General features: G+C 73.4%; 14 protein-coding genes. 6 read left to right on the top strand and 8 right to left on the bottom strand.

Annotation, left to right across the window (positions count from 1 at the left end; all coding sequences use genetic code 11):
* Positions 1–70 precede the first annotated feature (70 nt).
* The 4 genes from ACIPKM_RS07955 to ACIPKM_RS07940 form a co-directional block, all read right to left on the bottom strand.
* Entirely contained in the window at positions 71–751 is a 681-nt protein-coding gene (locus ACIPKM_RS07955) for a hypothetical protein (protein WP_070417182.1), read from the bottom strand.
* 179 nt (positions 752–930) lie between these two features.
* On the bottom strand, positions 931–1,629 hold the full coding sequence (locus ACIPKM_RS07950) for an anti-sigma factor (RefSeq protein ID WP_070417345.1): 699 nt from the start codon (positions 1,627–1,629) through the stop codon (positions 931–933).
* Complete coding sequence (locus ACIPKM_RS07945; protein WP_071294337.1) at positions 1,626–2,138, bottom strand: sigma-70 family RNA polymerase sigma factor; 513 nt, start codon at positions 2,136–2,138, stop codon at positions 1,626–1,628. Before ACIPKM_RS07945 ends, ACIPKM_RS07950 begins: the two co-directional genes overlap by 4 nt.
* A complete protein-coding gene (locus tag ACIPKM_RS07940; protein ID WP_229084570.1) occupies positions 2,138–2,884 on the bottom strand; it encodes a YceI family protein in 747 nt (248 codons plus the stop codon). Before ACIPKM_RS07940 ends, ACIPKM_RS07945 begins: the two co-directional genes overlap by 1 nt.
* 40 nt (positions 2,885–2,924) lie before the next feature.
* Between ACIPKM_RS07940 and ACIPKM_RS07935 the strand changes: the two genes are divergently transcribed.
* Both ACIPKM_RS07935 and ACIPKM_RS07930 read left to right on the top strand, forming a co-directional pair.
* A complete protein-coding gene (locus ACIPKM_RS07935; RefSeq protein WP_071294335.1) occupies positions 2,925–3,788 on the top strand; it encodes an NAD-dependent epimerase/dehydratase family protein in 864 nt (287 codons plus the stop codon).
* A 26-nt stretch (positions 3,789–3,814) separates the two neighbouring features.
* Positions 3,815–4,153, top strand: a complete 339-nt coding sequence (locus ACIPKM_RS07930; protein WP_071294334.1) for a hypothetical protein — start codon at positions 3,815–3,817, stop codon at positions 4,151–4,153.
* Positions 4,154–4,453: 300 nt separating this feature from the next.
* Here the strand turns inward: ACIPKM_RS07930 and ACIPKM_RS07925 are convergent, their stop codons facing one another.
* Positions 4,454–5,392, bottom strand: coding sequence for a DNA-3-methyladenine glycosylase family protein (locus ACIPKM_RS07925; protein ID WP_402736538.1), 939 nt, complete (start codon positions 5,390–5,392; stop codon positions 4,454–4,456).
* A 207-nt stretch (positions 5,393–5,599) separates the two neighbouring features.
* Between ACIPKM_RS07925 and ACIPKM_RS07920 the strand changes: the two genes are divergently transcribed.
* The 4 genes from ACIPKM_RS07920 to ACIPKM_RS07905 all read left to right on the top strand — a co-directional run bounded on the left by ACIPKM_RS07920 (position 5,600) and on the right by ACIPKM_RS07905 (position 9,259).
* Positions 5,600–6,628 (top strand): 6-phosphofructokinase, encoded by a 1,029-nt coding sequence (locus tag ACIPKM_RS07920; RefSeq protein WP_070419301.1) that lies wholly within the window; start codon positions 5,600–5,602, stop codon positions 6,626–6,628.
* Positions 6,629–6,684: 56 nt separating this feature from the next.
* Entirely contained in the window at positions 6,685–7,662 is a 978-nt protein-coding gene (locus ACIPKM_RS07915) for an MDR family oxidoreductase (RefSeq protein WP_071294332.1), read from the top strand.
* An 80-nt stretch (positions 7,663–7,742) separates the two neighbouring features.
* On the top strand, positions 7,743–8,423 hold the full coding sequence (locus ACIPKM_RS07910) for a GntR family transcriptional regulator (protein WP_070417351.1): 681 nt from the start codon (positions 7,743–7,745) through the stop codon (positions 8,421–8,423).
* Between the two features lie 41 nt (positions 8,424–8,464).
* The gene (locus ACIPKM_RS07905) at positions 8,465–9,259 is read left to right on the top strand and encodes an ABC transporter ATP-binding protein (protein WP_071294331.1); all 795 of its coding nucleotides are present in this window, start codon (positions 8,465–8,467) and stop codon (positions 9,257–9,259) included.
* A gap of 235 nt (positions 9,260–9,494) precedes the next feature.
* Here ACIPKM_RS07905 and ACIPKM_RS07900 read toward each other — a convergent pair whose 3' ends face one another.
* The 3 genes from ACIPKM_RS07900 to hemB all read right to left on the bottom strand — a co-directional run bounded on the left by ACIPKM_RS07900 (position 9,495) and on the right by hemB (position 12,397).
* Complete coding sequence (locus ACIPKM_RS07900; RefSeq protein ID WP_071294330.1) at positions 9,495–9,968, bottom strand: DIP1984 family protein; 474 nt, start codon at positions 9,966–9,968, stop codon at positions 9,495–9,497.
* A 99-nt stretch (positions 9,969–10,067) separates the two neighbouring features.
* The gene (hemL, locus tag ACIPKM_RS07895) at positions 10,068–11,399 is read right to left on the bottom strand and encodes a glutamate-1-semialdehyde 2,1-aminomutase (protein WP_071294329.1); all 1,332 of its coding nucleotides are present in this window, start codon (positions 11,397–11,399) and stop codon (positions 10,068–10,070) included.
* Complete coding sequence (gene hemB / locus ACIPKM_RS07890; RefSeq protein ID WP_071294368.1) at positions 11,396–12,397, bottom strand: porphobilinogen synthase; 1,002 nt, start codon at positions 12,395–12,397, stop codon at positions 11,396–11,398. Before hemB ends, hemL begins: the two co-directional genes overlap by 4 nt.
* Positions 12,398–12,434 lie beyond the last annotated feature (37 nt).

The raw sequence follows: 12,434 nt of genomic DNA, 5'->3' as shown, positions 1-12,434 counted from the left end.
ACGACGAGCACCGAGACGACGACACCCCCGCCCCGGGACGGCCGGGACGGGGGTGCGACGTGCGGGGGTGTTACTTGATCTTGGCGGTGATGGTGGCGGTGCCGACGAGGAGGCCGGACTTCACGGCGTCGGTCTTGAAGGTGCTGTTGAGCAGCTTCGCGGCGTCACCCGAGACGTGCACCGTGGTGCCGGTCAGGATCGCGTTGTCACCCTCGAGCTGCAGCGGCTTGAGCGTGCCACCGTGCAGCGAGAACAGGTACGCGTTGTTCACCGCGACCTTGCCGTTGACCAGCACGTCACCGTAGAGCTTGGACGAGCCCGGGTTCACGACGAAGTTCTCCAGCGTGACCGTCGTCTCACCGGCGGTGAGGGTCAGACCCGAGTCGTCGTGGTTCAGCAGACCCTGCACGTACGGACGGTAGTCACCATCCGGCGACCAGTACGTCACCGAACCGGACGTGATCGGGAACGACACGGACCCGTCGGCGAGCTTGGCGTCACCGGAGACACCCGGGGTCAGCTTCAGCGCGGTCAGGGCGTCGGTGAAGCCGGAGTCGAGCTTCACCGCGGTGTCGCCACCGAGGACCTCGGGCACCGACGCGACGGGGCCGGGGATCTTCGACGAGGACGACGACACGGTGTGCACCGACGGGGTCGAGGCCTGCGCCGAGGTGATGCCGAACGCGGCACCACCCAGCACGAGCGCACCCGTCGTGGCGAGCGTGATGGAGGTCTTGAGGCTCTTGCGCATGGTGATCAATCCTTTGCTGTTGTCGCGCTCGGCGCGGCTGCTGTGTGCGCGCCGAACACACCCTGGTGCAGGGTGGAGAACCAGCGATGTGCGGCTGGTGAGCGCTTCCGGGGTGTTCCCCGGTCGATGTCAGTGATTCGGCACCCTCGCCCAGCCGGATTGGTCCGGATCGGGATCCGTCAGAGATCGACGTCCGCGAGCACCCGGTCGTCGCCGCGGAGCCGTACCTGCACGCTGGCGATGTCGTCGCGCTGCACGTCGGTCGAGGCGGACAGTCCCCGGGCGTCCTCGCCAGCGGCCGACCACGACGCCACGGTCTGCACGGACCCGTCGTCGCGCACGACCACGAGGTCGTACATCACGGACCCGTCGGCGGCCCAGGACTTCCCGCCGTAGGAGCAGCCCCAGTCGAAGCGGGTGCCCCACGGTTCGCCGCTGACGGACAGGTCGACGTCGAGGCCGCGCTCCCCCACGAGCGCGTACCGGTCGGCCGACGCCGTGGCGGGGCCGGCCTGGACGGACGGGTCCACCCGTGCGGTGCCGACCGCGAGTCCGCCGAGGACCGCGGCGACCACCGCGGCGGCGGCCGTGGCCGCGACCCAGATCCGGCGGCGACGGCGACGGTGTCGAACGCGGTGCGCGACGGAGGCGAGGGTGCTCTCGGAGCCGGTGTCGCGCCTCCCGTCCGGGTCTGCGATCTCGACCGCCTGGTCTGCCGGCAGCTTGGACAGCAGGCCCGGGAGACCGACCAGCTCCGCGACGGCGGCCGCACAGCGGTCGCACGTCTCGAGGTGCCGCTCGTACTCGAGCCGCTCGTCCGGCGGCAGGGAACCGAGCACGTAGGCGGCGTCCCACTCGGCGTAGCGGTCGTCGCTCATCGCGTCACTCCTCGTTCCTGCAGTGCGAGCCGGAGGGCCCGCAGCCCGTAGTGCAGCCGCGACTTCGCGGTGCCCTCGGGGATGTCGTGTCGTCGGGCGATCTCGGGGACCGTGTGTCCGAGCCAGTACGCGTCCACCACCACCCGACGGTGGTCGGGGCTGAGGGAGGCGAGGGCGTCCGCGACGACGATGCGGTCGAGGACGGCGTCGGTGCGGTCCGCCTCGACCCGGTCGACGGGGGACTCGGTGCCGTGCTCACGGCGGTTCCGCGCGGACCGGGCATCGTCGACGACGAGGTTCCGGGCGACGGTGAAGAGCCACGCCCGAGCGCTGTCCGGGGCGCGTTCGAGCACGGCCGGGCGCTGCCACGCGCGCACCATCGTCTCCTGCACGACGTCCTCGACCGTGTGGCCGTCCCGCGTCAGGTGCCGGACGTACCGGGTGAGCGCGTCGCCGTGCTCCCGGTAGAGCGTCGCGAGCAGCTCGTCGGCGGATCGGCCCGTGGCCATCACTTCGCCAGGTCGAGTGAGAACTCGACGGACCCCTTCGGGTCCACCGTGACGAAGCCGAGGGACGGTGCTTCGACCCCGTAGTCCTCGAAGGTGATCGGGATGCTGCCGGCGACCTGCACGGTGCCGTCCTTCGCGACGGCGACCTGGGCGTCGGCGGTGACGGGCTGCTCGACGCCGTGCAGGTCCATCGTGCCGGTGAGCGTGACGTCCTGCGTCGAGCCGTCGAGCGCGCCGGACACGTCGACGGGCTTCGTCAACGTGAACGTCGCCGTGGGGTGCTGGTCCGTCTGGAGCGCGGTGTCGCGGAAGTAGGCGTCACGGGCGGACTCGGGCGTGCTGATCTTCGCGACCTCGACCGTGACCGTCGCCTTCGTGAGGGAGCCGCCGCTGACCTCGGCGCTGCCCTCGACGTCCTTCGTGCGTCCGACCACGTTCACATCCTGCCCCTGGAGCTTCTCGTGCACGCGGTAGCCCGCGAACGAGTCGCCGGTGCTGGTCCAGCTGCCGTCGGCCTCGGCGGCGGTGAGGGTGCCGGAGCCGCCGGACGGCGCGGCGCTGACGGAGGGGGCGGCGGCGGCCTGCCCGTTGACGGTGTTCGCGTAGATGACCGGTCCGGCGATGGCTGCGGCCGCGCCGACGACCACGACGCCGGAGGCGATGCCGATGATGACCTTGGTTCGTGTGCGGAGTCCCATGCCCTGACGACGAGACAGCGGGCCGGATCGTTCACCGGCGTTCGGCATGGACGGCGGATCGTCCACCGGCGTTCGGCATGATGGGGCGGTGGACATCGTCATCGCCGGCTGCGGCGACCTCGGGATCGAGACCGGCCTGCGCTTCGCCGCCGCCGGGCACCGCGTGGTCGGACTCCGGCGGCGGGGCGAGCTGGTCCCGGCCCCGCTCACCGGGCGGAGCGTCGACCTGCGCCGGTCGGTCCCGGAGATCCCGGCGAGCACGGCGGTGGTGGTCGTGGCCGTCGCCGCGGGGAGCCGCGACGTGGACGAGTACCGCGCGACGTACGTCGACGGGCTGCGGAACGTCCTGGACGGCATCGACGCGTCCGGAGCGAGCCCGCGCCTGGTCGTCGTGTCCTCGACCGCGGTCTACGACGTCGACGACGGTGGCACGGTCACCGAGGACACCCCCGCGGACGGCGGTTCCCCCACCGCGGACGTCCTGCTGGAGGCCGAGGCGCTGCTCCGCGAGCGAGCCCCGGGGGCGGTGCTCGCTCGACTGTCCGGTGTGTACGGTCCCGGGCGGGAGCGCCTCCTCGACCAGGTCCGGGGCGGAGGGGCTCGGTCGGCTCCGGCCGACGGGTCGTCCCCGCACACGAACCGGATCCACCGGGACGACGCGGCTGCGGCCCTGGTGCACCTCGCGACGCTGGACGACCCCGCACCGACGTACCTCGTGACCGACGACGAACCGGCTCGGCTCGACGACGTGTACGCGTTCCTCGCCGCCGAGCTCGGGGTCGCGGTGCCGCCGAGGGCCGAGGCCGGCGCCGGCACTGCCGGCCGGCAGGGTGCCGGTGACAAGCGCCTGTCGAACGCCCTGCTCCGCTCGACGGGCTGGGCACCGCGGTACCCGACGTTCCGCGAGGGCTACCGCGCCGTGCTCGCCGGCGTCGGCACCCGGCACCCCTGAGCCGCCGCGCTCGGTACGATCCGGACGTGCACGAACCCGCCGTCCGCCCCCACTCCACCCCCACGCTCGTCGTCGCCGGGGCGATCCTGTCCATGTCCGGGACGGCGTTGGCGTTGCTCTGGTCGGTCATGTGGGTGCCGGTGCTCGTCACGGGGACGGGGGCTTCGCTCTTCCTGTGGCCCCTCGTGCTGGCGTTGTCGCTCCTCCCGTGGGGCGGGGTCGTCGTGGCGCTGGTGCTCGGTGTCGTCGCGCGCCGGCGTGCGGAGGCTCGCGGGTCGACCGCCGTGGTCGTCGCGAGCGCTGTGCTGTCGGGGCTCGCGCCGATCGCGCTGTGGTTCGGCGGACCGTTCTCGGCGGTGGCCTGACCCGCGGCGCGGCCGGCGCGGCGCCCGGCGCGGCGCGCGCGGCGGCGCGGCGCGCGCGGCGGCGCGGCGCGCGCGGCGGCGCGGCGCGCGGCGGCGCGGCGCGCGGCGGCGCGGCGCGCGGCGGCGCGGCGCGCGGCGCTCCGCACAACCAAAGGCACGTTGCGCCACGCGGATGCACGGCTCGGGCGCACTTTGGTTGTGCGAACGCCTCCGGCGCCAGCGGCCCGGCGGCGCGCCAGCGCGCGGCGACGCCGCGCAGCGGCACGGCGCCCGCGGCGCGCGGCACGGCGCCAGCGCGGCTCAGTGGTACCGGTGGTCCTGGATCGTCAGGCGCGGCCCGAACGACGGCTTCCGGAAGCCCGACCCCCCGATGAGCCGCACGACCCGCTCCCGGTGCCCCCGCCACGGCTCCAGCAGCTCGAGCATCCCGTCGTCGTCCACCGGTCCCCCGGTCAGCGCCCACCCGACGAGCGCCGCCACGTGGAAGTCCCCCACGCTCGGGGAGTCCGGATCGCCGTGGGCGCGCTGCGCGGTCTCCGCCGCCGTCCACTTCCCGACGCCGGGGACCGACTGCAGCCGCGCGGACACGAGGGCCCCACCGCGACCGAGCGCCAGCGTCCGTTCGAGCGCCGGAGCCACCCGGACCGCCCGCATCACCGTCGCCGAACGACCGGGCTCGATGCCGGCGCGGTGCCACTCCCAGCTCGGGATCGCACCCCACCCGGCAGCGGTCGGCGGGACGAACATGTCCGCCGGGGCCGGTCCGGGCGCCGGTGTGCCGTACCGCCGCAGCAGGTACCGCCAGGCACGCCAGGCCTGCCGCGAGGTGACCTTCTGCTCCATGATCGCGGGCACCAGGGACGCCATCACGGTGTTGGTGCGGAGCAGGCGGAGGCCCGGTTGCCGGTGCCGGGCGTCGACGAGGAACGGGTGCCGGGACACGTCGAGGTCCGACCAGTCGTCACCCCGGCCGAGCAGTTCGGGAGCGTGCGACACCGCCCACTCGGCACCGTCGCCCCACGCCGAGACCGCGATGGCGTCGGGACCGGCACGGCGCACGAGCACCGAGGCCGGGCCGTCCGGTGTGCGGAGCGCGAGCCACGTGTCGGAGCCGACCACGCGGAAGGCGGGGTCGCCGGAGCCGCGCTGCAGGGGCCGGAGCGTCGCGCGGACGTCCACCGCGCCTCCTGGCCGGTAGACGGTGTCGACGCGCGACACGGCCTCGCCGACGCGCGACACGGCCTCGCCGACGCGCGACACGGCCTCGCCGACCCGCGCCGCAGCCTCGCCGACCCGCGCCGCAGACCCACCGACCCGCGCCGCGGCGCCCTCGACGCCACCGGCGGCGGAGGACGGAACGGTGAGGGACACACGCAGGATGGTAATGCGGAACCACCGTCAGTCATGATGGGCGTGTCCCACTGCACCCCGACGACGGAGTTCCCCATGCGCATCGGCATCCTCACCTCCGGAGGCGACTGCCCCGGCCTGAACGCGGTCATCCGCGCCATCGTGCTGAAGGGCATCGCGATCTACGGACACGACTTCGTCGGCTTCCGCGACGGGTGGCGCGGCGTGGTCGACGGCGACATCGTCCCGCTCGGCCGCAAGGACATCCAGGGCATCGCCAAGCAGGGCGGCACGATCCTCGGCACGAGCCGGACGAATCCCTTCGAGGGCCCGAACGGCGGCGTCGAGAACATCGAGCGCACCCTCGAGCGGCACGGCATCGACGCCATCGTCGCGATCGGCGGCGAGGGCACGCTGGCCGCCGCGAAGCGCCTCACGGACGCCGGACTGAAGATCGTCGGTGTCCCGAAGACCGTCGACAACGACCTCGGCGCGACCGACTACACGTTCGGCTTCGACACCGCCGTCGCGATCGCGACCGAGGCCATGGACCGTCTTCGCACCACGGGCGAGTCGCACTCGCGCTGCATGGTCGCCGAGGTCATGGGCCGGCACGTCGGCTGGATCGCCCTGCACTCCGGCATGGCCGCGGGTGCGCACGCGATCCTCATCCCGGAGCAGAAGACGAGCATGGAGCAGATCGCCGCGTGGGTCCGGGCGGCCTACGACCGTGGTCGGGCGCCGCTGGTCGTCGTCGCCGAGGGCTTCGTCCCCGACCACGAGGACAACGCACACACCGAGCGCGGCCTCGACGCGTTCGGGCGTCCGCGCCTGGGCGGGATCGGCGAGCGCCTCGCACCGCTCATCGAGGAGATGACGGGCATCGAGACGCGCGCCACCACGCTCGGCCACATCCAGCGCGGCGGCACGCCGACGGCGTACGACCGGGTCCTCTCGACGCGGCTCGGCCTGGCGGCCATCGACTCGGTGGTCGAGGAGCGCTGGGGCCGCATGGTGGCGCTCCGGGGCACCGACATCGAGCACGTCTCCTTCGAGGAGGCGCTCGGCGAGCTGAAGACCGTGCCGCAGGCCCGGTACGACGAGGCCGCCATCATGTTCGGCTGACACGCGTCCGCAGGTCGGCCGGTCGTGGTCCTGGAGGCGCGGGTAGCGTCCGACGCGTGACCCGCGCAGTCCTCGTCTCCAGTTCCACCCCGCCCACCGTCACCGAGGTCGACGTCGCCGACCCGACCGAGGGCGAGGTGCTCGTCGACGTCACGTACTCGAGCGTCAACTACAAGGACGGCCTGGCGCTCGCCCGGAACCCCGGCGTCGCGCGGGTCGACCCGCTCGTGCCCGGCATCGACGTCGTCGGCACCGTCTCGGCCCTCGGCCCGGGCGTGCACGACGTCGCGATCGGCGACCGGGTCGTCGTGAACGGCGCCGGGCTCGGCGAGAGCCGGCACGGCGGCTGGGCGGAGCACGCGGTGGTGCCGTCGGGGTCGCTCGTCGTGCTGCCCGGTTCGATCGACGACTCGTTCGCGGCCGCGATCGGGACCGCCGGGTTCACCGCGATGCTCAGCGTGCTCGCACTCGAACGGTTCGTCGAGCCGGGCAGCGGTCCCGTCCTCGTGACGGGTGCGTCCGGCGGCGTCGGCACGGTCGCGATCGCGCTGCTCGCCGCCCGCGGGTACGAGGTCACGGCCTCGACCGGACGCGCCGCGAACGACGCCTCGCTCCGGGCACTCGGCGCGACCGACGTCATCGACCGCGCGACCCTCGCCGAGCTCGGCCGGCCGATGCAGCGGGCGCACTGGGCGGGCGCGGTGGACAGCGTCGGCGGTGCGACCCTCGCGAACGTCCTCGCGGCGACCCGGTGGGGCGGGGCGGTGACGGCGTGCGGCCTGGCGCAGGACTCCGCGCTCCCGACCTCGGTGATGCCCTTCATCCTGCGGGCGGTGTCGCTGCTCGGCATCAACTCCGTCGACGCCCCGCTGCCCCTCCGGCAGCAGGCGTGGCAGCGGCTCGCGACCGATCTCGACCCGGCGCTCCTGGCGGGCGTGACGCGGGTCGCCGGGCTCGAGGAGGCCATCGCCGTCGGACCCGAGGTCGTCGCCGGCAACGTGCACGGGCGCACGGTCGTCGCGGTCGATCGCTGAATACTAAGATTTCACAAGCGTTTGCATATTGACACGTTAGGATTTGAGTACAGAACACCTGAGCCTGTGAGGAGTCCGGCATGCCGGTACCCAAGTCCACCGTCGAGAACTCGCCGCGGAAGCTCCTGCGCGACGTCGTGCTCGAGAAGATGCTCGCCGCGATCCAGGACGGCACGCTCCAGGCGGGCGAGCGCCTCAACGACGACGAGCTCGTGCAGTGGCTCGGGGTCAGTCGCACCCCCATCCGTGAGGCGATCGCCAAGCTCGTCGACTACGGCCTGGTCGAGATGGAGGCGAACCGGTACACCCGCGTCGCCACCCCGACCGGCAAGCAGGCCGCCGACACCACCCAGGTCCTCGGCGGGTTCGTCGAACTCGCTGCGCGCTGGGGCGTACCGAAGCTCGACGCCTCCGCAGCCAAGGCGCTGACCGAGCACCTCGAAGCCGTGCGCTCGTACTCCGAGCAGCAGGACAAGCGCATGGACGCCGAGCTCGAGACGGTCATCTCGCTGCTCGTCGACGCCGCCGACAACGAGCTGCTCGACAAGTTCGCCGAGTCGCTCCTGCCCCGTGCGCGGTTCCTCTCGCTCGCCCAGGGGGCGTGGCAGTTCTGGGACTACAAGCACTCGGTCGACCCGCTGCGTGCGGCCATCGCGAAGCGTGACGGTGACGCCGCCGCGGCCGCGATCCGGGCGCTGACCGCGACCGCCGAGCAGCAGGCGGACGAGCTCCGCGCTGCCGGGACCGCCGCCGCCGGCTGACCCGTCCAGCGTTCCCCGGCCGCCTGGGCCACGATGGACCCGTGAGCAGCAACGACGACGTCCTCATCCGAGCGGCCGGGGTCCGGGTGACCCGGTCCGGCCGGGACCTCCTGCACGACATCGACCTGACCGTCCGGCGCGGGGAGCACTGGGCGCTCCTCGGGCCGAACGGTGCCGGGAAGTCGACGCTGCTCGCGGTCCTCGGCGCCACCGGGCACCCGACGGCCGGCACCGTCGAACTGCTCGGCCGACGACTCGGACGCGTCGACGTCCGGGAGCTCCGCGAACACATCGGGCACGTCGACCCCCGCCACCGGATGCTCTCGCCGCTGACCGTCGTCGAGACCGTGCTCACCGGGCTCACCGGCACGACCGACCTCATGATGCGGTGGGAGCCGACGCCCGCGCAGGTGGCCACCGCCGAGCAGCACATCGCCGACGTCGGGCTGACGGCGCGTCGGGACGCCCGCTGGCCGGTCCTGTCGCAGGGCGAACGCGGACGGACGCTCATCGCCCGGGCGCTCATGTCCGAGCCGCAGCTGCTCTTGCTCGACGAACCGGCCACCGGGCTCGACGTCGCCGCGCGCGAACACCTGCTCGAGACCGTCGACGCCCTGCGCCACCGGCACCCCGAGCTCGGGAGCGTGATGGTGACGCACCACCTCGAGGACCTGCCCGCGTCGACCTCGCACGCGATGCTGCTGCGCGACGGGGTCGCGGTCGCCCAGGGCACCTCGGACGAGGTCATCACGTCGTCGGCGGTCTCGCACGCCTTCGACTTCCCGCTCGCGATCCTCCGGGCCGAGGGACGCTGGGCCGCCCGCCGCGCGTCCTGAGTCGCTGCACACCGGACTCCGGGGCGGTGCTGTCCCCTGTCCCACCCTCGGCGATCCGGTCGGTACGCGGTGATGCGTGGTGCCTCGTGCCCCGTCGCCGGTGCGCGGTGCTGGGCTGCGTTGTGCCGGCTCGCGCCACGGCGCTGCCCACTGCGCCACATGAGGACCGGTTTGCCCGCCGGTCCGTCGGGTCCGTACCCGCCCCGGTCCGCCTACCGACGCACCGCCCGTCCGATCAGTCCGTCGTCTCCAGGAGCGCCACCTCCCAGTTGCTGCGCTGGATGGTCGCGTCGAGCTCGCGGAGCTCCTTGGCGAGGTCGTCCGCCCGGGACCGCAGCGTCGCGGTCGGCAGGGCGGCGAACGTGCGGAGTTCGCTGCGGAGCTGTCGGTACCCGCCACCTCCTCCCGCGGTCGCGTCCGCGGCGCCGGTCACGAGCGCGTGCCGGAGGCGCAGGGCGTCCCGGCGTGCGAGGAGCGTCGTGATGGTCTCGCCCGAGGCCAGCCGAGTAGACGCGTTCGTCGCGTTGATCCTGGCGAGCAGCACCTCGAGGTCGTCGACGGCCCGCTCGGCCTCGGCGAGCAGGGACGCCGCGTCCTCGTCGGGCTCCTCGCCCTCCTGGTAGCGGGCGTTGGCGGCGATCCGCGAGCGCAGCTGCTCGATGCGCTTCTGCAGGTCGGCGCGCTCGATGAGGGCCTCGGCGAGTTGCATGTCGCCATCCAACCAGCGCACGCGGCACACCGCCGGGTGCGGCGGACGGGAGGCGCGGGTCCGGCCCGACCCGCGCCTGACGTCAGGTAGGTGGTGGCGTCACGCCGTGGCGCGCGCGGCCGCCTTCGCCGCGGCCGGCAGTGCGTCGAGCACCCGTCCGACGGCCCGGTCGTCGTGTGCCGCCGTGACGAACCACGCCTCGAAGACGCTCGGGGGCAGGGTCACCCCCGCGTCGAGCATGGCGTGGAAGAACGGCGCGTACCGGAACGCCTCCTGCGCTCGGACGTCGTCGTAGTTCCGCGGGGCGGTCTCGGTGAACGCGAACGAGAAGAGGTTGCCGGCGTGCTGGACGGTGTGGGCGACGCCCTCGGCGGACAGGGCGTCGCTCGTCGCCGTCGCGATGGTCGCCGCCGTCCGGTCGAGGTGGGCGTAGACCTCGGGCGTCGCGGCCCGCAGCGTGGCGATGCCCGCGGCGACGGCGAGCGGGTTCCCCGAGAGCGTGCCCGCCTGGTAGACGGGGCCGAGCGGGGCGAGGTAGTCCATGACCTCGCGCCGACCACCGAGTGCGGCGAGGGGCATGCCGCCGCCGATGACCTTGCCGAACGTGACGAGGTCGGGCTTCCACCCGGCGCCGTCCGGCACGACCTTCGACGCCTCGAGGCCCCACCACCCGGCAGAGCCCACCCGGAAGCCGGTCAGGACCTCGTCGACGATGAGCAGCGCACCGTGCGCCTGCACGATCTGCGCCAGGGCCCGGTTGAACCCACGCTCGGGGGCGAGGACGCCCATGTTCGCGGCCGCTGCCTCGACGATCACGCCCGCGATGCGCTCGGAGTGCTCGTCGAACGCGCGACGGACGGCATCGAGGTCGTTGTAGGGCAGCACCAGGGTCTGCGCGGCGGTCTCGGCGGTGATGCCGGCACTGCCGGGGAGCGCGAGCGTGGCCACACCCGAACCGGCCTCGGCCAGCAGGGAGTCCGAGTGGCCGTGGTAGTGCCCGGCGAACTTCACGAGCAGGTCGCGACCGGTGTACCCGCGGGCGAGCCGGATCGCGGTCATCGTCGCCTCGGTGCCCGTGGACACCATGCGGAGCTTCTCGATCGGGCCGTCGCCGTCCACCGACACCCGCTGCTTCACGAGCTCGGCGAGTTCGGTCTCCCCCGGGGTCGACGCCCCGAAGCTCAGCCCGCGCGCCGCCGCCTGCTGCACGGCCTCGACCGTCGCGGGGTGGGCGTGCCCGAGGATCGCGGGCCCCCACGAGGCGACGAGGTCGACGTACTCCCGCCCCTCGGCGTCGGTGACGTAGGCACCCTTCGCGCTCGTCAGGAAGCGGGGCGTCCCGCCGACGGAGCCGTACGCCCGGACCGGCGAGTTGACCCCGCCGGGGATGCTGTTCTTCGCGCGGCCGAAGAGCTGGTCGTTCGTGGTCATTCTGGGGCCTTCCCGGTCGAGGCGATGCCGTCCACGGCACTGGTGCTGCCGGAGGTGCGGAGTCCCGCCTCCTCGTTGAGCTTGCGAGCGATGTCGACCGCGAAGTAGGTGAGGATCGCGTCGGCGCCGGCGCGCTTGATGCCGACGAGCGCCTCCATCGCCGCGGCGTCGCGGTCGATCCAGCCGTTCTGCGCGGCTGCGGTGATCATCGCGTACTCGCCGGAGATCTGGTACGCCCAGACCGGTACCGGCGAGGTGCGTGCGGTCTCGGCCAGCACGTCGAGGTAGCTCATCGCCGGCTTCACCATGACGATGTCGGCACCCTCGGCGATGTCCTGTTCGACCTCGCGGAGGCCCTGCCGACCGTTCGCGGCGTCGATCTGGTACGTGCGGCGGTCGCCCACGAGCGAGGAGTCGACGGCCTCGCGGAAGGGTCCGTAGAACGCGCTCGCGTACTTGGCCGCGTACGCCAGCAGCGCCGTGCCGCTGTGCCCGGCCGCGTCCAGCGCGTCCCGTGCGGCGGCGATCTGGCCGTCCATCATGCCGCTCATGCAGACGAGCTCGGCGCCGGCCTCGGCCTGCACGACCGCCATGTCACGGTACCGCTCGAGTGTGGCGTCGTTGTCGACCGAGCCGTCCGCGGCCAGGACGCCGCAGTGCCCGTGGTCGGTGAACTCGTCGAGGCACAGGTCGGACTGCACGACGAGGGCGTCGCCGACCTCCTCGCGTGCGACGCGGATCGCGACGTTGAGGATGCCGTCCGGGTCGGTCGCGCCGGATCCCTGCGCGTCCTTCGACGTCGGCACGCCGAACAGGTTCACGCCGCCGATCCCGACCGACGCCGCCTCGTGCAGGGCACGGCGGAACGAGTCGAGCGAGTGCTGCTGGACCCCGGGCATGCTCGTGATGTCGATCGCCTCGGTCGCCCCCTCGCGGATGAACATCGGCAGCACGAGCTCGGCGGGGTGGAGCCGGGTCTCGGCGACGAGTCGACGCATCGCGCCGGTCGCGCGGAGTCGTCGGGGGCGGACCTGG

Source organism: Curtobacterium sp. NPDC086286, from assembly GCF_044746255.1.
Taxonomy (GTDB): domain Bacteria; phylum Actinomycetota; class Actinomycetes; order Actinomycetales; family Microbacteriaceae; genus Curtobacterium.
The sequence above is the reverse complement of the archived record's forward strand: the minus strand, read 5'-3'. Positions and strand labels throughout refer to the sequence as shown.

Coding starts and splice junctions, on each gene's coding strand:
- ACIPKM_RS07955 (WP_070417182.1), bottom strand. CDS start 751: ATGCGCAAGAGCCTCAAGACCTCCATCACGCTCGCCACGACGGGTGCG.
- ACIPKM_RS07950 (WP_070417345.1), bottom strand. CDS start 1,629: ATGAGCGACGACCGCTACGCCGAGTGGGACGCCGCCTACGTGCTCGGT.
- ACIPKM_RS07945 (WP_071294337.1), bottom strand. CDS start 2,138: ATGGCCACGGGCCGATCCGCCGACGAGCTGCTCGCGACGCTCTACCGG.
- ACIPKM_RS07940 (WP_229084570.1), bottom strand. CDS start 2,884: ATGCCGAACGCCGGTGAACGATCCGGCCCGCTGTCTCGTCGTCAGGGC.
- ACIPKM_RS07920 (WP_070419301.1), top strand. CDS start 5,600: ATGCGCATCGGCATCCTCACCTCCGGAGGCGACTGCCCCGGCCTGAAC.
- ACIPKM_RS07910 (WP_070417351.1), top strand. CDS start 7,743: ATGCCGGTACCCAAGTCCACCGTCGAGAACTCGCCGCGGAAGCTCCTG.
- ACIPKM_RS07900 (WP_071294330.1), bottom strand. CDS start 9,968: ATGCAACTCGCCGAGGCCCTCATCGAGCGCGCCGACCTGCAGAAGCGC.
- hemL (WP_071294329.1), bottom strand. CDS start 11,399: ATGACCACGAACGACCAGCTCTTCGGCCGCGCGAAGAACAGCATCCCC.
- hemB (WP_071294368.1), bottom strand. CDS start 12,397: ATGCGTCGACTCGTCGCCGAGACCCGGCTCCACCCCGCCGAGCTCGTG.